This is a genomic window from Bradyrhizobium sp. NBAIM18 (assembly GCF_020193825.1).
Taxonomy (GTDB): domain Bacteria; phylum Pseudomonadota; class Alphaproteobacteria; order Rhizobiales; family Xanthobacteraceae; genus Bradyrhizobium; species Bradyrhizobium yuanmingense.
This window is the reverse complement of the sequence record NZ_JADYVO010000006.1, coordinates 113,246-131,642: the sequence shown is the minus strand read 5'-3', so window position 1 is coordinate 131,642 and position 18,397 is coordinate 113,246. Positions and strand designations below refer to the sequence as shown.

21 protein-coding genes are annotated in these 18,397 nt (G+C 64.8%); 16 read left to right on the top strand and 5 right to left on the bottom strand.

All coding sequences use genetic code 11. The features are described 5' to 3' along the window. From I6F17_RS15760 to I6F17_RS15730, 7 genes are all read left to right on the top strand, one after another. Entirely contained in the window at nucleotides 1-1,659 is a 1,659-nt protein-coding gene (locus I6F17_RS15760; RefSeq protein ID WP_225126587.1) for a hydantoinase B/oxoprolinase family protein, read from the top strand. A gap of 33 nt (nucleotides 1,660-1,692) precedes the next feature. After that, entirely contained in the window at nucleotides 1,693-2,691 is a 999-nt protein-coding gene (locus I6F17_RS15755; RefSeq protein WP_225126589.1) for a TRAP transporter substrate-binding protein, read from the top strand. 9 nt (nucleotides 2,692-2,700) lie between these two features. Beyond that, nucleotides 2,701-3,294: a TRAP transporter small permease gene (locus I6F17_RS15750; RefSeq protein ID WP_225126591.1), complete on the top strand. Its 594-nt coding sequence runs from the start codon at nucleotides 2,701-2,703 to the stop codon at nucleotides 3,292-3,294. A gap of 31 nt (nucleotides 3,295-3,325) precedes the next feature. Continuing rightward, entirely contained in the window at nucleotides 3,326-4,630 is a 1,305-nt protein-coding gene (locus I6F17_RS15745; RefSeq protein WP_225126592.1) for a TRAP transporter large permease subunit, read from the top strand. Nucleotides 4,631-4,952: 322 nt separating this feature from the next. After that, nucleotides 4,953-6,671, top strand: a complete 1,719-nt coding sequence (locus tag I6F17_RS15740; RefSeq protein ID WP_036041354.1) for a PQQ-binding-like beta-propeller repeat protein — start codon at nucleotides 4,953-4,955, stop codon at nucleotides 6,669-6,671. Between the two features lie 21 nt (nucleotides 6,672-6,692). Next, nucleotides 6,693-7,100, top strand: a complete 408-nt coding sequence (locus I6F17_RS15735; RefSeq protein WP_225126594.1) for a cytochrome c — start codon at nucleotides 6,693-6,695, stop codon at nucleotides 7,098-7,100. Nucleotides 7,101-7,117: 17 nt separating this feature from the next. Then, nucleotides 7,118-7,885, top strand: coding sequence for a transporter substrate-binding domain-containing protein (locus tag I6F17_RS15730; RefSeq protein ID WP_225126596.1), 768 nt, complete (start codon nucleotides 7,118-7,120; stop codon nucleotides 7,883-7,885). 36 nt (nucleotides 7,886-7,921) lie between these two features. On the opposite strand, the gene I6F17_RS15725 is transcribed toward I6F17_RS15730, so the two are convergent. Continuing rightward, on the bottom strand, nucleotides 7,922-8,566 hold the full coding sequence (locus I6F17_RS15725; RefSeq protein WP_036041349.1) for a glutathione binding-like protein: 645 nt from the start codon (nucleotides 8,564-8,566) through the stop codon (nucleotides 7,922-7,924). A 106-nt stretch (nucleotides 8,567-8,672) separates the two neighbouring features. On the opposite strand from I6F17_RS15725, the gene I6F17_RS15720 reads away from it, so the two are divergent. After that, complete coding sequence (locus tag I6F17_RS15720; protein WP_225126598.1) at nucleotides 8,673-9,353, top strand: TetR/AcrR family transcriptional regulator; 681 nt, start codon at nucleotides 8,673-8,675, stop codon at nucleotides 9,351-9,353. A gap of 15 nt (nucleotides 9,354-9,368) precedes the next feature. On the opposite strand, the gene I6F17_RS15715 is transcribed toward I6F17_RS15720, so the two are convergent. Beyond that, on the bottom strand, nucleotides 9,369-10,334 hold the full coding sequence (locus I6F17_RS15715) for a glyoxylate/hydroxypyruvate reductase A (RefSeq protein ID WP_225126600.1): 966 nt from the start codon (nucleotides 10,332-10,334) through the stop codon (nucleotides 9,369-9,371). 140 nt (nucleotides 10,335-10,474) lie between these two features. On the opposite strand from I6F17_RS15715, the gene I6F17_RS15710 reads away from it, so the two are divergent. The 4 genes from I6F17_RS15710 to I6F17_RS15695 all read left to right on the top strand — a co-directional run bounded on the left by I6F17_RS15710 (nucleotide 10,475) and on the right by I6F17_RS15695 (nucleotide 13,317). Then, nucleotides 10,475-10,843 (top strand): YciI family protein, encoded by a 369-nt coding sequence (locus tag I6F17_RS15710; protein ID WP_035998498.1) that lies wholly within the window; start codon nucleotides 10,475-10,477, stop codon nucleotides 10,841-10,843. Then, complete coding sequence (locus I6F17_RS15705; RefSeq protein WP_036041341.1) at nucleotides 10,840-12,141, top strand: RNA polymerase sigma factor; 1,302 nt, start codon at nucleotides 10,840-10,842, stop codon at nucleotides 12,139-12,141. Before I6F17_RS15710 ends, I6F17_RS15705 begins: the two co-directional genes overlap by 4 nt. A gap of 193 nt (nucleotides 12,142-12,334) precedes the next feature. Further along, nucleotides 12,335-12,874: an SRPBCC family protein gene (locus tag I6F17_RS15700; protein ID WP_225126602.1), complete on the top strand. Its 540-nt coding sequence runs from the start codon at nucleotides 12,335-12,337 to the stop codon at nucleotides 12,872-12,874. 29 nt (nucleotides 12,875-12,903) lie between these two features. Beyond that, on the top strand, nucleotides 12,904-13,317 hold the full coding sequence (locus I6F17_RS15695) for a VOC family protein (protein WP_225126604.1): 414 nt from the start codon (nucleotides 12,904-12,906) through the stop codon (nucleotides 13,315-13,317). A gap of 201 nt (nucleotides 13,318-13,518) precedes the next feature. Here the strand turns inward: I6F17_RS15695 and I6F17_RS15690 are convergent, their stop codons facing one another. The 3 genes from I6F17_RS15690 to I6F17_RS15680 all read right to left on the bottom strand — a co-directional run bounded on the left by I6F17_RS15690 (nucleotide 13,519) and on the right by I6F17_RS15680 (nucleotide 15,617). Continuing rightward, nucleotides 13,519-13,869: a hypothetical protein gene (locus tag I6F17_RS15690; RefSeq protein WP_036041329.1), complete on the bottom strand. Its 351-nt coding sequence runs from the start codon at nucleotides 13,867-13,869 to the stop codon at nucleotides 13,519-13,521. Between the two features lie 395 nt (nucleotides 13,870-14,264). Next, nucleotides 14,265-14,702 carry a hypothetical protein gene (locus I6F17_RS15685; RefSeq protein ID WP_035998510.1) on the bottom strand — a complete coding sequence of 146 codons (438 nt, stop codon included), beginning with the start codon at nucleotides 14,700-14,702 and terminating at the stop codon, nucleotides 14,265-14,267. Nucleotides 14,703-14,828: 126 nt separating this feature from the next. After that, complete coding sequence (locus I6F17_RS15680) at nucleotides 14,829-15,617, bottom strand: SDR family oxidoreductase (protein ID WP_225126606.1); 789 nt, start codon at nucleotides 15,615-15,617, stop codon at nucleotides 14,829-14,831. 264 nt (nucleotides 15,618-15,881) lie between these two features. Between I6F17_RS15680 and I6F17_RS15675 the strand changes: the two genes are divergently transcribed. The 4 genes from I6F17_RS15675 (at nucleotide 15,882) to I6F17_RS15660 (ending at nucleotide 18,265) form a co-directional block, all read left to right on the top strand. After that, nucleotides 15,882-16,286, top strand: a complete 405-nt coding sequence (locus tag I6F17_RS15675) for a YciI family protein (RefSeq protein WP_225126608.1) — start codon at nucleotides 15,882-15,884, stop codon at nucleotides 16,284-16,286. Between the two features lie 47 nt (nucleotides 16,287-16,333). Then, the gene (locus I6F17_RS15670; RefSeq protein WP_225126610.1) at nucleotides 16,334-16,699 is read left to right on the top strand and encodes a YciI family protein; all 366 of its coding nucleotides are present in this window, start codon (nucleotides 16,334-16,336) and stop codon (nucleotides 16,697-16,699) included. A gap of 212 nt (nucleotides 16,700-16,911) precedes the next feature. Continuing rightward, the gene (locus tag I6F17_RS15665) at nucleotides 16,912-17,652 is read left to right on the top strand and encodes a TetR/AcrR family transcriptional regulator (RefSeq protein ID WP_057028075.1); all 741 of its coding nucleotides are present in this window, start codon (nucleotides 16,912-16,914) and stop codon (nucleotides 17,650-17,652) included. Between the two features lie 121 nt (nucleotides 17,653-17,773). Then, nucleotides 17,774-18,265, top strand: coding sequence for a DUF2852 domain-containing protein (locus I6F17_RS15660; protein ID WP_036041312.1), 492 nt, complete (start codon nucleotides 17,774-17,776; stop codon nucleotides 18,263-18,265). The last annotated feature ends 132 nt before the right edge of the window (nucleotides 18,266-18,397 follow it).

Here is an 18,397-nt window from a genome sequence, read left to right as displayed (position 1 = left end):
ATGAGCAAGGCAAATGGCGCGAGCCTGATCGACCTCCAGATCATGTGGCACCGGCTGATCGCCGTGGTCGAGGAGCAGGCGCAGGTGCTGCTTCGCACCGCGTTCAGCCCGATCGTGCGCGAATGCGGCGACCTCTCGGCCGGCGTGTTCGACCTCAAGGGCCGGATGCTGGCGCAGGCGGTGACCGGCACGCCCGGCCACGTCAACTCGATGGCGGAATCGGTCAAGCACTTCATCGCGCACTTCCCGATCGAGACGATGAAGGAGGGCGATGCCTACATCACCAACGATCCCTGGATGGGCACCGGTCATCTCAACGATTTCGTCGTCACCACGCCCTGCTTCAAGGACGGCAAGGTCGTCGCGCTGTTCTCCTGCACCAGCCATCTCATGGACATCGGCGGCATCGGCTTCGGGCCCGACGCCACCGACGTGTTCATGGAGGGGCTCTACATCCCCATGCTGAAGCTGATCGATCAGGGCGTCGTCAACGAGACGCTGATGGCGATGATCCGCACCAACACGCGGCTTCCGATCGACACCGAGGGCGACACCTATTCGCTCGCCGGCTGCAACGACGTTGGCTGCGAGCGCCTGGTCGAGATGATGAGCGAGTTCGGCATCGAGACGCTCGACGAGCTCGGCGACTACATCTGCGACCGCTCGCGCGAGGCGGTGCTGGCCGAAATCGCCAAGCTGCCGAAGGGCAGCTGGCGCAACACCATGGTGGTCGACGGCTATGATGCGCCGGTGACGCTGGCGGCGACGCTGACGATCTCGGATACCGGCATCCACGTCGATTTCGACGGCACCTCGGCGGCCTCGAAGTTCGGCATCAACGTGCCGCTGTCCTACACCACCGCCTACACCGTGTTCGGCCTCGGCTGCGTCGTCGCCTCGCAGATCCCGAATAATGCCGGCTCGCTCTCGCCGCTGACGGTGTCCGCGCCGGCGGGTGCGATCCTAAATGCGCCGAAACCGGCGCCCGTGGCGTCGCGCCACGTCATCGGCCAGATGCTGCCTGACGTCGTGTTCGGCTGCCTGCGCCAGATCATTCCCGAGCGCGTGCCTGCGGAAGGCACCTCCTGCCTGTGGAATCTCAACGTACGCGGCCAGACCCGCTCCGGCGCCGGCGGCAATTACGGATTCTCGATGGCGGTGACTTCCAACGGCGGTACCGGTGCGCGCTTCGGCAAGGACGGGCTGTCGGCGACCGCTTACCCAAGCGGCGTGCGCGGCACGCCGGTCGAGATCGCGGAGACCCAGACGCCGCTGATCTTCTGGCGCAAGGAGCTGCGTCCGGATTCCGGTGGGGCAGGGCGCACCCGCGGCGGCCTCGGCCAGATCATCGAAGTCGGCAGCGGCGTCGATGCGCCGTTCGACATCCTCGCCGCGTTCGACCGCATCGATCATCCGCCGCGCGGGCGGGACGGCGGCCAGAACGGCGAGGCCGGCTATGTCGGTCTCAAATCCGGCAAGAAGCTGCGCGGCAAGGGCTTTCAGCAGGTGCCGCCGGACGATCGGCTGGTCGTGCTGACGCCCGGCGGTGCCGGCATCGGCGATCCCAGGGAGCGCGATCGCGCGGCCGTCAACGACGACGTCGCAAGCGGTCTCGTGTCTTCGGAGAACGCAGTCAACGTCTATGGGTACGCGCGTTGATGCATCGGCGCGCTTGGTAAACGGAGGGGAGCAATGATTACGCGACGGAACTTCACTGTGGGCGCAGCAACGCTGCTCGCCGCCGGCCACATCTCGACTCGCGCACGGGCGGCAACGAGCTGGGATATGTCGACGGTCTGGCCCGACGGCAATTTCCACACCCAGAACGCGATGTCCTTCGCGGAGGAAGTGAAGAAGCAAAGCAATGGTGCGGTCGCCATCACCGTGAAGGCCGGCGGCCAGCTCGGCTTCAAGGGGCCCGAGCACCTGCGGGCCGTGCGCGACGGCCTGGTGCCGCTCGCCGACGTCCTCAACATCCAGCAGGTCGGCGACGAGCCCTTCATGGGCGTCGAGAGCATCCCATTCCTCTGCGGCTCCGTGGACGAGCTCAAGGTGCTGCACAAATATGTGCGGCCCGAATATGAGAAGATCGCCGCGCGTAACAATCAGAAGATCCTCTACATCGTGCCTTGGCCGACGCAATATCTGCATCTCAAGACCAAGGTCGCCGACGTCGAGGGCCTCAAGAACATCAAGATCCGCGTGCCCGACAAGAACGCGGTCGAGATGCTCAATGCCATCGGTATGGCGGCGGTGATGATCCCCTGGGGCGAAACGATCCCCGCACTCGCCTCCGGCGCGGTGGCCGGGGTCTCCACCTCGTCTGTGTCCGGCGTCGACGGCAAGTTCTGGGAGTTCCTGAAATACGTCTACCCGACCAACCATGTCTGGTCGTCGCAGATGCTCACCGTCAATCTCGATGCCTGGAAGGCGCTCGGCGCCGATCAACAGAAGCTGGTCGCTGACATCGCGGCGAAGATGGAGCCCGGCTTCTGGGCCAATTCGCTCAAGGCCGATGTTGACAGCCTCAACCGCCTCAAGGAGGGCGGCATGGAGGTGGTGCCGGTCTCGGACGCCATGATGAAGGACATCCGGGCCAAGACCGCGCCGCAGTTGGACGCCTTCCTCAAGCGCGTGCCGGCGGCGGACAAGCCGGTGCGGGCCTATCTCGCCGAAATCAAGCGCGGCTGAGGGCGAGGCGTGGTGAGCCTTTCGCCCGAAGCATCGCAAAGCCTCAACGCAGCGGCGCCCGCGCCGCTGCGCATCGTCCTCGACGGCATCGATCGCCTCGGCCGGCTCGACGGCTGGATCGGTGGCTTCTGTCTGCTCATGCTGACGCTGCTGATGCTGTGCGAGGTCGCAACCCGCTTCCTCTCGAACTTCCTGCCGTTCTTCCCGCCGAGCATCTCGATCGCGTGGGAATACTCCTCCTATCTGATGGCGGCGGCCTTCACTTTCGGCGCCGCCATGACGCTGCGCGTCGGCGGCCACATCCGCGTCGTGCTGCTCCTGAAGAACGCACCCGTGCCGGTGCAGCGCGCGCTCGAGATCCTCTCGGCGGCGGCCGGCTTTGCCTTCATGGCGTTCCTGACCTCAGCCATGGCGAAATTCGCCTGGAGCGCCTTCCTGCGCGGCCAGGTCTCGACCTCGAGCGACACGCCGCTGTGGTTTCCGCAGGCGATCGTCACCTTCGGCATGTTGCTGCTGACGCTGCAGTTCCTGGCGCGTGCGATCCAGGCCGCGCTCGGCCTGCCGCTGGAGGACCATCGCATGAAGGCCTCGCCCGTCGAATGATCGCCTTGCCCGCATCCGGACCCGAGATCGCATGACCATCGAAGTCGTCGCCCTGTTCGCGATTCTGTTTGTGCTGCTGGCCTGCGGCGTCTGGATCGGCCTCACGCTTGCGCTCACCGCGACGCTGCTGCTCGCGATGTTCCGCTCGATCCCGCTCGACAAGCTGTTGCCGCAATACGCCTGGAACATCCTGACCACGCAGGAGCTGCTTGCGCTGCCGCTGTTCATTCTGATGGGCGAGTTGCTTTTCCGCACCCGCCTGTCGCGCTCGCTGTTTCAGGGATTGGCGCCGTGGGCCGGGCTGCTGCCCGGCCGCCTGCTGCATGTCAACGTGATCGGCTGCACCATCTTTGCGGCGATCTCGGGCTCGTCAGCGGCGACGACGCAGGTGATCGGCCGCATGTCGCTCAACGAGCTCCTACGCCGCGGCTACTCCCGCGACATCGCGATCGGCTCGCTTGCCGGCGCCGGCACGCTCGGCTTCCTGATCCCACCGTCCAACATCATGATCATCTACGGCGTGCTCGGCGACGTCTCGATCCTGAAGCTGTTCACCGCCGGGGTGCTGCCGGGCTTCTTGCTGGCCGCGACCTTCATGGCCTGGGTGATGCTGCATACGAGCCTCAAGCCCGCGATGGTGCCCGAGACCGAAGCCAAGCTCTCGCAGGTGCCGTGGAGCGAGCGCTTTGCAGCGCTGAAAGACCTCGCGCCGGCGCTGTTCCTGATCGCCTGCGTGCTCGGCTCGATGTATGGCGGGCTCGCAACGCCCTCGGAAGCTGCCGCCGTCGGCGTGCTCGGCGCGGCTCTGGTTGCCTGGGCGCAGGGCGCAATGTCGCAACAGGTGATCCGCGACGTCTTGATCGGCTCGGTCGTCACCTGTTCGATGATCGCGCTGATCGTGCTGGGAGCCTCGATCCTCGGCAATGCCGCGGCCTTCCTCGGCATCCCGCAGGCGGTGGCCGCGTTCGTCAAGGGCCTCGGCCTGTCGCCCTTCATGCTGATCGTGGCGCTGATCGTCTTCTATCTCGTGCTCGGCTGTTTTCTCGACGGCTTCTCGATGATCGTGATGACGCTGCCGATCGTGCTGCCGATCGTGAAGGGCGCCGGCTTCGACGAGGTCTGGTTCGGCGTCTTCCTTGTGCTCGCCGTGGAGATGGCGCAGATCACGCCGCCCGTCGGCTTCAACCTGTTCGTGATCCAGGGGCTGACCGACGACGGTCTCGGCTACATCGCCCGCGTCACGATGCCGTATCTGATGATCATGATCGGCTTCGTGTTGCTGCTGACGCTGTGGCCCGGGATCGTCACGATTCTGCCGAAGGTGCTTTACGGATAAGACGACTTGTTCCGGGATCGGCGGATCGAAAGCAAAAACGGTCAGCGCCGCTGCCGTTTCAAGTCGCCCTGCATCGAAGCGACTTCGGTGCGCATTCCATATTTGCACGCCCTGTGATCCGTCGTACAGTGTGACGGTAAGCAGAAGTACAACAGCAACCACTCCGGTGAACGTGGCTCCTCGGCGCGATGCGCCGAGCGAGGGGACGTCTGTTGCCGCTCCGGTCCGATGGAGGACGATCGACGCACACTAACTGCAAATACCCTCGCAAGCCGCGTTCACGAGACGCAATCAACAAACACAAGAGCGGGAGGAAGTGCAAATGAGGAAACAGTGGCTCAGCTCGGTCCTGCCTGTCGTCGCCGTTGCGACATTTGCAGCGACGGCGGCATTGGCTCAGTCGGTGGATACGTCCCGTATCGAGGCCGCCGGCCAGAACGATTGGCTCACCTATCACGGTTCGTACAAATCCCATCACTACAGCCCGCTGGCGCAGATCAATACGAGCAATGTCGGCAATCTGGGCGTGGCGTGGATGCACATTCCCGGGCGATCGACGCGCGGCCTGCAGTCGATGCCGCTCGTCGCCGACGGCGTGCTGTACTATTCGGGCTCTTACAGCCGCGTCTTCGCGCTGAACGGCGCCAGCGGCGAGGTCATCTGGTCGTTCTTTCCTGAGCTGGATGAGGCGCTGATCAGCCGGCAGACCCACTCTCCCTACAACCGCGGCGTCGCTCTCGGCGAAGGCAAGGTCTTCGTCGGCACCATGGATGGCCGTGTCTTCGGGCTGGACGCCAAGACCGGAAAGGTCCTCTGGGAGACCAGGCTGATCGACTCGCAGAAGCTGACGGTCGGCTTCACCGGCGCGCCGCTCTATGCGAAGGGCAGCGTGATCATCGGCGCGCAAGGCGGCGAATGGCCGGGCCGCGGCCCGATCTTCGCGCTGGATGCCGCGACCGGAAAGAAGAAGTGGGAGTTCCTAACGGTCGCAGGCACCGAAGAGGCCATGAAGACCTGGGGCAACGAGTCCTGGCGCACCGGCGGTGGTGGCGGCTGGATGCCGGGCACCTACGATTCCGAGACCAACACCATCCTGTGGGGCACTGCGAACCCGGCGCCGCTCTACGATTGGTCGGGTCCGGACTACAAGACGCAGGGCGCGCGCCCCGGCGACAACCTCTACACGAGCTCGGTGATCGGGCTCGACATCGATACCGGTAAGCTGAAATTCTACCATCAGGAACTGCCGCACGATGCCTGGGATTTCGACAGCTCGGTCGGCGAATTCGTGATGCTCGAGCGAGACGGCCAGAAATACGTCGTCCATCCGAACAAGGGCGGCTTCGTCTTTGTCTACGACCGCAATCTCAAAGTGAAGAACGTCTGGCGGCTGGTCGAGAACATCAACTTCGTCAAGGATATCGATCCCAAGACCGGCGCGCTGATCGGCCGTCGCGATTTCCCGGTCGGCAAGGTCACCGAACCACCGCTGTGTCCGTTCATCGGCGGCGGCATCAGCTGGAACGCCGGCTCCTACAGCCCCAAGACCGGTCTCTATTACAAGATCGGACAGGAATGGTGCATGACGCTGGATATCCAGAAGACGACGCCGGTCACCACGCCGCAGGTCCAGCTCAACATCGGTGCCGATTTCAAGATGGTGCCTCCTCCGGGTGGCGAGATCTACGGACATCTCGACGCGCGCGATCCCATCACGGGCGCGAAGAAATGGGAGGTTCGCTATCCCGAGCCTCCGCTCGGAAGCGTGCTGTCGACCGCGGGCAACCTCGTCTTCGTGCCTGATTCCCGCGGTGTGCTGCACGCCTATGATGCCGAGACCGGCGCCGAGCTGTGGAAGCACAACAACGGCACCGGTCACCAGGGCGGCATCGTCAGCTACTCCGTCGGCGGCAAGCAATATATCGCGGTGACGGCGGGCTTCGGCGGGATGCTGGCGGACGAATATGCGCCGAACTTCGGCGGCGTCTACAAGAGCATGCCGCGTGACGACGGCGCCCTGGTCGTCTTCAGCCTGAAATAGTCTGCCGCAGATGTTCTGATCATGGAGCGGGCGCAAGCCCGCTCCTCGATCGATGTCGCGGCCGCGTGGCTCAGGAATGGAGCGTACCTGTTGAGACTGTCTTGCAAGACGATTTTGGCGGGGCTGAGCGCCTCGTTGCTGTGGGCTGCGATGGCCCAGGCCCAATCCGCCACACCCGTGCCGGAGAACGCGGCGTTCGAGGTCGAGCAGGTGTTTGCGGGGACTTGCGGCTTCTGTCACTCCGACGGTGGCCGGGCCGCTGGGAAGGGGCCGCAACTGATGAATTCGCCGCGCGACGACGACTATATCCGCAGTCGCATCAAGCACGGCAAGCAAGGAGCGATGCCGGCCTTTGACGGCGCCTTCACCGACGCCCAGATCGACCAGATGGTCAAGTACATCCGCGCCCTGAAACCGCGCGACGGCTAACTAGCATAGAGTGTGGAATGAAGACATTTGTCCCGGTCATCGTCGCTGCCGCCATCGTCCTGTCGGGGCAGGCGGCGGCGCGCCCCCTGGAGGCGATCCGCTCCAGCGGCGTGATCGGGCTCTGCGCACATCCCAATTCGCTTCCCTTCGCGCACAAGACCGGCGATCCGCCCGGCTTCCAGGTCGAACTCGGTCGGGTGCTGGCACGCGAGCTCGGTGTCTCGCTGCGGCTCGACTGGATCATCACGCAGTACCAGATGCGCAGCGCCGGCTGCGACATTCTCCTGGACGTCATCGCCGATCGCGAAGCGCAAGGCGAAACCCGCCTGAGAATCTCCAAACCGTATTATCGCACAGGCGTCGCGCTCGCCGTGCCGTCATCCAGCACGCTCACGTCCTTCGCCAGCCTCAACGAATCGACCAAGGTGGGCGTGCAAGTTGGATCGATCGCAGCCATGATCATCGGCCGGCGGCGCGTGCCGATATCGACCTTCGGCTTCGAGAGCGACAGCCTGGAGGCCGTGTCGAACCGCGAGATCGACGCCGCCGCGGTCACGCCCACCGCCGCCAGCTATTTCAATCTGACCCACCCGGACAAACCGCTCCGGATCCTCGATCGCGACGAGAGCACGGCCGATCTGAACTGGAACGTCGGCGTCGGCATGGTCCGGCCGGACGATGCGTTGCGCGAAGCCATCGACGCAGCCGTGGAGCGGCTGCGCAGCGACGGCACGATCGACCGGATCTACCGCCGCTACGGCATCGCGCTGCAGGCGCCGAGATAGCGCGCTGCCGCGCCAATACGGAGCTCGCGTGCGGCCTCAGGCCGCGGCCTTCTTCCGCGCGAGCTCGGCCTTGTACAGCTCGAACTCCTCCGCGATCGCCTTGGCAATCGAAGGTCGCTGACGCAGCCGTTCGTGATACGCCTTCAGGTTCGGCCATTTCGCAAGCTCGATCGGCGGCGTCGCCATGGTCCAGTTGATGACCGTGACGAGATAGGCATCGGCCACGCTGAAATGGTCGAGCAGGAACTCGCGTCCTTTCAGGTAATTGTCGAGATAGTCGAGCCGCGACAGGTTCTTCTCCAGGGCATAGGCCTTGACTTCCTGCGGCGCCTTGCGGTCGAGCATGGGGATGAAGAGACCCTTGTGCAGCTCGGTGCCGATGAAGCAGAGCCATTGATGCAGCCGCGTGCGCTCGATGCCGGCGCTCGCGCCGAGGCCGGCTTGCGGGAAACGGTCCGCGACATATTGCAGGATCGCAGCGTTCTCGGTCAGCACCATGCCGTCGTCGGTGCGCAGCGTCGGCACGAGGCCGATCGGATTCACGGTGCGGAAGTCGGAGCCGTCGCTCAAGACCTTCTTGGTCGGCGGATCGACTTCGAGGTAGTTCGCCTCGGCGCCGGCTTCATACAGCGCGACGCGTGTCGCCATCGAGCAGGCAAGCGGCGAGAAATAGAGATCCATCTGTAGCCTCCTTGGGCAATTCCTCTTTGGGTGTCGCTCAACCTGGCCAGATTGATTTTTGTACCATCTTGCATAATATGGGTGAGGTCAAGGAATAACTTGCGGAATGGTACAAAAATCGAAGCCGCCAGCTGCTGCCAATCAGCCCGAACGCCGCGGCGAGCCCGAGCGTCGCGGTGGGCCTAAGCGCCGCGGCCGTCCGCGCGCCTACGAGCCCGATATCGCGCTCGGCAAGGCGCTCGACCTGTTCCGCAAGCAGGGTTTCGCGGCCACCTCGCTCGACGATCTCAGCGCCGCCACCGGCATGAACCGGCCGAGCCTCTACGGCGCCTTCGGCGACAAGCGCGAGCTCTACATCAAAAGCTACCAGCGCTATCGCGATGAAGCGGGCGCGGCGATGGTCGCGATCTTCCGCGAGGAGATGCCGCTGCGCCAGCGGCTGGAGCGCATCTACGCGGCCGCGCTGGACATCTATCTGTCCGGCGACACCGGGCCGCGCGGTTGCTTCACGGTCGTCACCGCGGCGTCCGAGGCGGTCGGCGATCCCGAGATCCGCGCCATGGTGCTGGACGGCCTCACCGAGCTCGACAAGGCCTTTGCCAGTTGCTTTCGCCGCGCCAAGGAGAAAGGCGAGCTGCCGGAGAGCGCCGATCCGTTCGCGCTGGCGCAGATCGCATCGGCCACCATCCACACCATCGCCATCCGCTCCCGCGCCCGCGTGCCGCGCAAGGAGCTGGAGGCGATCGTTAAGGGCGCGATCGACGTGATGATCGGCGCCAAAGGATAAGCTGGAAGCGAAGCTTCAATATCCCCGCGTTCGATCCACCACGTTCTCCAGCGCGCCGCCCGCCTCGAAACGCGCGATCTGCTCGGCGACATAGGCCGAGATCGCGTCCGCATCGGTATCGGCGGCGTTGTGCGGGGTCAGCAGGACGTTGGGGTGGGTCCAGAACCGGCTCTCCTTCGGCTGCGGCTCCTGCACGAAGACATCGAGCGAGGCGGCGCCCAGCGTGCCGTCGTCGAGACAGGCGAGAATATCGGCCTCGTTTTGCAAGCCGCCGCGGCCGGCATTGATCAGCACGGGCGCGCCGAGCGGGCTGTTGCGGTTGAGCTTCGTGAAGACGTCGCGGTTGAGGATGCCGTGCGTGTCCGGCGTCAGCGGCAGCAGGCAGACCAGGATGTCGGTCTTGCGCAGGAACGCGTCCATGCCTGCAGTGCCATGGAAGCATTCGACGCCCTCGATCGTGCGCGGGCTGCGGCTCCAGCCGGCGACGCGGAAGCCGAGCCTCCGCAGCACGTCGGCCGCATCGGCGCCGAGCGTGCCCAGCCCCATGACGCCGACCGTGATCGCGCTCGCCGGCCACTGATATCTGGGCTCCCAGCGCTTCTCGCGCTGCGATTGCCGCAGGTAAAGCTCCTGGCGGTGATGCATCAGAACATGCAGCACGACATATTCGGTCATGCGATTGGTGAGATCGGGCACGGCGACGCGCACCAGCGGCACTTCGGGCAGGCTCTTGTCGGCCATCAGCGCGTCGACGCCGGCGCCGAGGTTGAAGATCGCCCGCAGATTGGGGAACGCCCCGAGATCGCCCGGCACCGGCTTCCATACCGCCGCATAGTGCACCTCCGCCGGATCGAGCCCGACGTCCGGCAGCAGCACCACGCGGCGGTTGCCGCAGACCGCGTCGAACCGGGCCTTCCACCGCTCCGGCAGCCAGTTCTGCTGCGTGCTGTTGATCAGGACGGCCAGTGTGCCCATAGTCATTCGAAGTGCCTCTTTTGGGTTCCGCTCGAGAAAGCCCTCCTTGGCACGATCTGCCGGATTTTTCTTGCAAATTTTTTCCGCAGCGCTGTCGGCGCGGGCCATATTGGCGCGTCTTCAGAACAGACGAGGAAGTGCTGCCCATGCTTTACGCCATTCTTTGCTATCACGATGAGGATTTCGTCGGCTCCTGGAGCAAGGAGCAGGACGAGGCCGTGATGAAGAAGCTCACCGTGGTGCAGGAGAAGCTCACCAGGCAGGGTCGGCTCGGGCCGGTGGCGCGGCTGTTGCCGACGACCGCGGCGGCGACGCTGCGCAAGGAGGATCCGCCGCTGGTGCTCGACGGCCCCTATGCCGAGACCAAGGAGCAGCTGCTTGGCTTCTACATCGTCGACTGCAAGAATCTCGACGACGCGCTCGACGTCGCACGCGAGCTGGGTGCCGCCAATCCCGGCGGCGCCTATGAGGTGCGTCCCGTCGGCGTGTTCCGGCCCGGAGGAAACCTGACGTGAGCGAGGCCGATACCGCCTGGATCGAGACTGCGCTGACTTCGGCGCGACCCCAGGCGGTCGGCGCGCTGCTGCGCTATTTCCGCGATCTCGACACCGCCGAGGAGGCGTTTCAGAACGCCTGCCTGCGCGCGCTCAAGACCTGGCCGCAGAATGGGCCGCCGCGCGATCCCGCGGCCTGGCTGATCATGGTCGGCCGCAACGTCGCGATCGACGAAGTGCGACGCGCGCGCAGGCAGCAGCCGCTGCCTGAGGACGACCAGGCGATCTCCGATCTCGACGACGCCGAAGGCGAGCTGGCCGAGCGGCTCGACGGCTCGCACTATCGCGACGACATCTTGCGGCTGATGTTCATCTGCTGCCATCCAGGACTGCCGGCGACGCAGCAGATCGCGCTGGCGCTGCGCATCGTCTCGGGCCTCACGGTGAAGCAGATCGCCCGCGCGTTCCTGGTCTCGGAAGCGGCGATGGAGCAGCGCATCACGCGCGCCAAGGCAAAGGTGGCCGAGGCCGGGACGCCGTTCGAGGCGCCGGGCGCGGTCGAGCGCTCTGAACGGCTCGCCGGCGTCGCGGCGATGATCTACCTGATCTTCAATGAAGGCTATTCGGCGAGCGGTGACACCGCGGAGATCAGGAAGCCGCTGTGCGAGGAGGCGATCCGGCTGGCGCGGCTGCTGCTGCGGCTGTTTCCGAGCGAGCCGGAGATCATGGGCCTGACCGCGCTGATCCTGTTGCAGCACGCGCGCAGCGCGGCGCGCTTTGCCGCGGACGGGTCGCTGATCCTGCTGGACGATCAGGATCGTTCGTTGTGGAACGGCACCATGATCGCGGAGGGCCTCGCGCTGATCGACAAGGCGATGCGCCACCGCCGCAGCGGGCCCTACCAGATCCAGGCCGCGATCGCCGCCCTGCATGCGCGCGCGGCGACGCCGGAGGAGACCGACTGGACGGAGATCGACCTGCTCTACGGCGCGCTCGAAGTGGTGCAGCCCTCGCCGGTGGTGACGCTCAACCGGGCGGTCGCGGTCTCCAAGGTGCGCGGGCCGCAGGCCGCGCTCGAGCTGATCGAGCCGCTGGCGCCGAAGCTCGCCAATTATTTCCATTTCTACGGCGTGCGCGGCGCCTTCCTGATGCAGCTCGGCCGCAACGACGAAGCCCGAATCGCCTTCGACCGCGCCATCGCGCTCGCCAACACCTCGGCCGAAGCCGCCCACATCCGCATGCATCTCGATCGCCTGATCCGGGACAGCCAGCCGAAGCGCAGCGATGGCAGCGTGAAGTTGGGTACGAAGGCAAAGTAGGCCCGTCTGCCTCCACATCGTCATGCCCGGGCTTGTCCCGGGCATCCACGGTCCTTCCATCTACGCCAAGAACGTGGATGGCCGGGACAAGCCCGGCCATGACGAGCGGTGGGAAGTGCGCCAAAGAATTTCTCTCCCATTGTCGGCCCCCGCCGTTCCCCTTCGTCTTAATCCCGTACCAGGGGAGCCATCCATGCTGAAAGCCATTGCCGTCATCGCCATCGTTCTCGCCGCCGGCCTTGCCGCGGTCCTCGTCTTTGCCCTGACGAAGCCCGATACCCTCCGTGTGGAACGCTCGCTCGCCGTCAAGGCGCCGGCCGCTGCGATCTATCCGCTGGTTGCCGATTTCCATCGCTGGACCGCCTGGTCGCCCTATGAGGCCCGCGATCCCGCCATGAAGCGGACGTTCGGCGGAGCCGCGGCAGGGAAGGGTGCGACCTATGCCTGGGACGGCAACAACAAGGTCGGCGCCGGCCATATGGAGATCCTGGAGGCGACCGGGCCCTCCAAGCTCCGCATCAAGCTCGATTTCGAGCGGCCGTTCGAAGGCCACAACACCGCCGAGTTCACCTTTGTGCCGCAAGGCGATGCCACACTCGTCACATGGGCGATGTACGGTCCGGCCCCGTTCCTGTCCAAGCTGATGCAGGTGTTCTTCAACATGGACAGCATGATCGGCAAGGATTTCGAGACGGGTCTCGCCGGCCTGAAGAAGCTCACCGAGAAGCAATAGGCCTCACGCAAACGAAGAGGAGAGAGACGATGCTCAATCCCTATCTGTTCTACCAGGACAATTGCGAAGCAGCGTTCAACTATTACGCCAAGGTTCTCGGCGGCAAGATCGACGCAATGATGCGTGCATCGGATGCTCCGCCGGAGATGCCCGCCGCGCCCGGCCGCGAGAAGATGATCATGCATGCGCGCATGTCGCTCCCCGACGGCAGCGTGCTGATGGCGTCCGACGCGCCGGCCGAGCACTTTCAAAAGCCGCAGGGCTTCTCGATCTCGCTGACGGTCAAGGACCCCGCAGATGGCGAGCGCAAGTTCAACGCGCTCGCCGACGGCGGCAGCGTCACCATGCCCTTCAGCAAGACGTTCTGGGCCAAGGGCTTCGGCATGTGCGTCGACAAGTTCGGCATTCCCTGGATGGTGAATTGCTCGGCCGAGGGCATGTGATAGAGCATGATCCGGAAAAGTGTGAAGCGGTTTTCCGAAAAGATCATGCTCAAACAATAACCTGAAGCGCGATGACGATTCATCCTAATCGCATCGCGCTTTGGGCACGACCGCGATCCGTCGCGTTGCGATCCCCTCTCTCCAATGCTGCGGGAGAGGGGACGTACGCTTCGTTCTATCACGCGCCGATCGTTTGTCCTTTCACCGGATTGATCCGGTGACGTCCTCGGGCGGCGGCGACGATTCCACGCAGCGAGGACAGATCACGAGCTTGGCGCCCAGCTTCCTGTCGTTCTCCGCCTGTATCTCGTCCTGGACCGCCCACCACGCCTCGGAATAGGGGCGCAATGTGCCGAGCACTTTTTCGCGCTCCTGATTGGGATCACTTGCAGCCGGCGCGCCGGTCGTGACGCGCCGCTTGGCCACATGCGGACGGTTCGGATCCTTGCCGAGGCCATCCCATGCAATGGCGCGGCGTTCCTGCGCTGGCGCCTCTGCGCATCCGATCAGCGCTGTGCAAAAAGTGAGCACGATCAAGCCGTGTCGAATCATGCCGGGCTTTTGCCTCCATAAGCGGCGCGCAGAATCTGCGTGAGACACGCGCATCGTCGGTTCAATGGAACTCAAGGCAAAACAAACTTGCCGGCATGGCCGAATATGAGTCGTGCTTTCGCATCACTTTGCGGACGCAGTGAGGCCGCTTCGTGAAGCGAGCTGCATCGCACAACAATTGGCGCAAGATTGGGCTGTGCTCTGCACGTCAGAATCGTTATTGGTGAGTCATAAAAGCTACAAACTGGGATGGACGTCACTTGCAAGGGGAGCGACCGATGGCGGCGGCGCTACAGATCAACTTTGCTCTTTGGGGAATGCTCATTTGCGCCAGCGCGAAGCTGGCGCCAGTGATCCAGACGCTGTTTTGAAAGCGGTGGCGGCTGCCGGCTGTATCAGCGGCAACGCGGATAGATCGCGGCGAGATCGCGCCCCTTCAACAGCAGCAACCGCGAGGTCAGACCGCCACGTCGGCTGATCCAGTCGCGCACCGGACCGGGATAGGCGGCAAGCACCGCGACCGATGCTTCCGGCTCGGCATAGAAGCGGCCGCGCCGGTCAACCGAGCGTGCGGCATGGAAGCCGAGCACGGCGCGCTTGGTGACGCAGATGCGCTCGCCCGGCACGATGCTCAGCACCAGCGTGCAGGCGGACAGGCAGGGGCCGTCGATCACCACGCGCTCGCCACTGTCGCGGACCTTTTCGAACAGATCGAGGAACGGCCCGACCTGTCCGCCCGGGGATTGGATGATGCGGATCTCGGCCGCCGCAGGCGCGGCGGCGAGCAGCGCGGATGCAAGCATCAGAGCTTTGAGGAAGGTGATGCGTTGCATGAACTCTCCACCAAACCGCTTTCGTAGGGTGGGCAAAGCGTAGCGTGCCCACCATCCGCACCGCAAATTTGGGATCGATGGTGGGCACGGCGCGTTGCGCCTTTGCCCACCCTACAAATCCTGCGCCTATCCGTTGCGCCTTTGCCCGCGCAGCGTCGGCAGGCCGATGCCCGCCGCATCGAAGCCGCCGTCCACGGCCAAAATTTGGCCGGTGATGTAGCTCGCGCGGCCCGAGCACAGGAAATAGATCGCTTCCGCGAGTTCCTCTTCCAGGCCGTAGCGGTTGAGCGGAATGGCGTCGTGATAGTCGGCGCGGATCTCCTTGGTGTGCACCTGCTTCGCCATCGCGGTGTCGACCGGCCCCGGTGCGACCGCGTTGACGCGGATGTTGAGGGAGGCGAGCTCGACCGCGAGCTGCTTGGTAAGGTGTGCAAGGCCTGCTTTGCTGGTGCCGTAGGCCGAGCGCAGCGTCGAAGCGCGCACGGCTGAGATCGAGGTGATGTTGACGATGGCGCCGCCACCACCGTCGCGCATCAGGGGCACCGCCGCCTTGGTGCAGAGGAACGGTGCGGTGAGGTTGACCTCGAGCACGCGGCGCCAGTCGGCATCCGACGTCTCCATCAGCGGCGCGAACACCGCGATGCCGGCATTGTTGACCAGCGCGTCCAAGCGGCCGAACCGCCGCTCGATCGTCGTCATTGCGGTGCCGACTGCGGCAGCGTCGGCGACATCGCAGGTCAGCGCCAGCGTCGCCTCGCTCTGGCCGATGTCCGCGATCGCGCGGCCGAGCAGTTCGTGCTCGATGTCGAGCAGGGCCACGCGCCAGCCCTCGGCCAGGAATTTCTTCGCGGTCGCAAGCCCGATACCGCGGGCGGCACCGGTGACGAGGGCGACTTTTTGCGGGGCTTGCGGCATTGGCTGATCTGTCCTGTGTCCGGGAGCAGCGCGCGAAGCGCCGGTTCCTTTTACTGCGCTTTCGTTCCAGCATGAAAGGCCACGCCGAGCCGATCGAGCCCGATGCGGTCCCAGAATGCGCCAGCCCGGCTGCACTCCGGCCTCTAAATAATTTCTGTTCCGCTGTCGGCCCGGCAGAAGGCCGTTCGTCTTGGAGGGGAGCGCGGGCCAGCCGTTTCCGCCCGCAGGACATATCGGAATGACTGAGAGCAGCAAGGAAATCCCATGCGATTCATGATGCTGATGATCCCGCTCGGCTACGAGAACGCGCCGCCGGAGGTGCAACTCGATCCGGAGCGCGTCGCCGCGATGATGCGCTACAACGAGGCGCTGAAGGACGCGGGCGTGCTGATCACGCTCGATGGGCTGCACCCGCCGTCGACCGGGGCGCGCGTCTCGTTTGCGACCGGCCAGCCCATCGTCACCGACGGGCCCTTCGCGGAAGCCAAGGAAGTCCTGGGCGGCTATTGGATGATCGAGGTCGCCTCGCGCGCCGAGGCGATCGCATGGGCCAAGAAATGTCCCGCTTCAGCCAACGAGATCATTGAGGTCCGCCAGGTGCAGGAGATGGCCGACTACTCGCCCGAAGTGCAGGAGATCGTTGCCGGGTTTGGCGACCTGAAGACGTAGAGGAGACGGCGGCTGCGCGATTCCCAATCAACCTGAGGAGAGAACCCATGAGCACCGAACACAAATTTCTCGCCATCTATCTCGGCAGCACGAGCGGATCGAAAATAGCGGCGTGGCGTGCGCTGCCCGAGGCCGAGCGGAAAGCGAAGGAGCAGGAGGGCATGGCGGCCTGGCACGGCTGGGTCGAGAAGCACAAATCCGTGATCGTCGAGTTGGGCGGCCCGCTCGGCAAGACCCGCAGGATCGACGGGAGCGGCATCACCGAGGTCAGCAACGCGCTGACTGGTTTCACGGTGGTGCGCGCCGCCTCGCAGGATGACGCTGCAAAGCTGTTCGAGAACCATCCGCATCTTGCGATCTTCCCGGGCGAGGCGATCGAAGTCATGCCCGTGCTGCCGATTCCGCAGATGTAGCCCTGAGCGAATAGGTATCCGGGCGGCCAAGTGGGCCGTCATTCCGGGGCGGTCCGCAGGACCGAACCCGGAAACTCGACATTCTCAGGTGCGCAAGCGCGCACCATAGTTCGGCTCTATGAGCCGCCCGGAATGACTGCGGAGAATACGGGTTAATCACGAGCGATTCCCGCTAGTGACCTTGAAGCCCGGCTCATGTAAAGGTCGTTCACATGAGCTGGCGCAAGGAGCAGCGCCGCGCCGAGCGCGGCTATCACCACGGCAATCTGAAGGAAGCCCTGTTGCAGGCGGCCCTCGGGCTGATCGCCGAGAAGGGGGCGGCCGGCTTCACCTTCGCCGATGCCGCGCGCATGGCCGGAGTCAGTGCGGCGGCGCCCTACCGGCATTTCCGCGACCGTGACGAGCTGCTGTCCTCGATCGCCCAGCGCGGTTTCGAGCAGTTCGAGGCGCGCCTGTCGGCGGCGTGGGACGACGGGCGGCCCGACACCGTCACCGCCTTCGAGCGCGTCGGCAAGGCCTATCTCGCCTTCGCCCGCGCGGAGCCGGCCTTCTACAACGCGATGTTCGAATCGGGCGTGCCGGTCGATGCCAATCCCGCACTTCAGGCGGCCAGCGAACGCGCCTTCAACATCATTCGAGCCGCAGCCGAGCGGCTCGCCGCACTGACGCCGCCCGGCACACCCCGCCCCCCGGCGATGATGATGGCGCTGCACATCTGGTCGATGTCGCATGGCGTGGCCTCGCTGTTTTCCCGCGGCGATGCTGCGCGACGCAAGCTGCCGATGTCGCCGGACGAGCTACTGGAGGCCGAGGTGCTGATCTATCTGCGCGGCCTCGGCTTCCCGATCGACCGCCGTCCTCCGGCCAGGGGCGCCGAGCCGCCGCCGGTGCCGCCGGAGGCTCCCTCCGGTTCGGGCCTGCCGCCCGGCAGCCCCTGGGGCAAGCCGAAATAAGATTGCGCAAATAATCACGCGGGCGTGTTTTGCTGCCAGCTTGACAAAATCGCGGGATGGTCTAGCTATGTAAATGTTATTTACATTCACAACGGCGCTGGTGCCGTGATGGAGAAGGGAAATGGCCTACACCGCTGATGTCAATCGCTGGCGCGGCCCGTCGAACCAACAGCAATATTACGAGCGCCCCCGCATGCTGGACACGCCCTGGCATCCCGGCTGGATCGCCGTGACCATTCTCGGCTTCATCATCTGGTGGCCGATCGGACTTGCCCTCCTCTTTTTCACACTCGGGAGCAGAAGAATGTCGTGCTGGAGCAATCAGGATCGCTGGCAGAACAAGATGGAAAAGATGCAGTACAAGATGGATCGCATGCGCGACCGCATGGAGCGCCGCGGCTTCGGCTTTGGCTTCGGCCCGCCGTCCTCCGGCAACCGCGCCTTCGACGAGTATCGCAGTGAGACGCTGCGCCGGCTCGAGGAAGAGCAGGTCGAGTTCAAGAACTTCCTCGACCGCCTGCGTCACGCCAAGGACAAGGAAGAGTTCGATCAGTTCATGGCGCAGCACAAGACGCGTCCGACCCCGCCGCCGACCGACCAACAGCAGGGTTGATCCGAAGAATTACACCTCTCAAAGCCTTCAGGCGCATGCCCCCAAAGTCCTGATGGCCCCGAGCCGCCCGTCTGCGCAACCCGCAGGCGGGCGGTTTGGTTTATGTCACACTTCGATGGTCGTCCTGGCGAT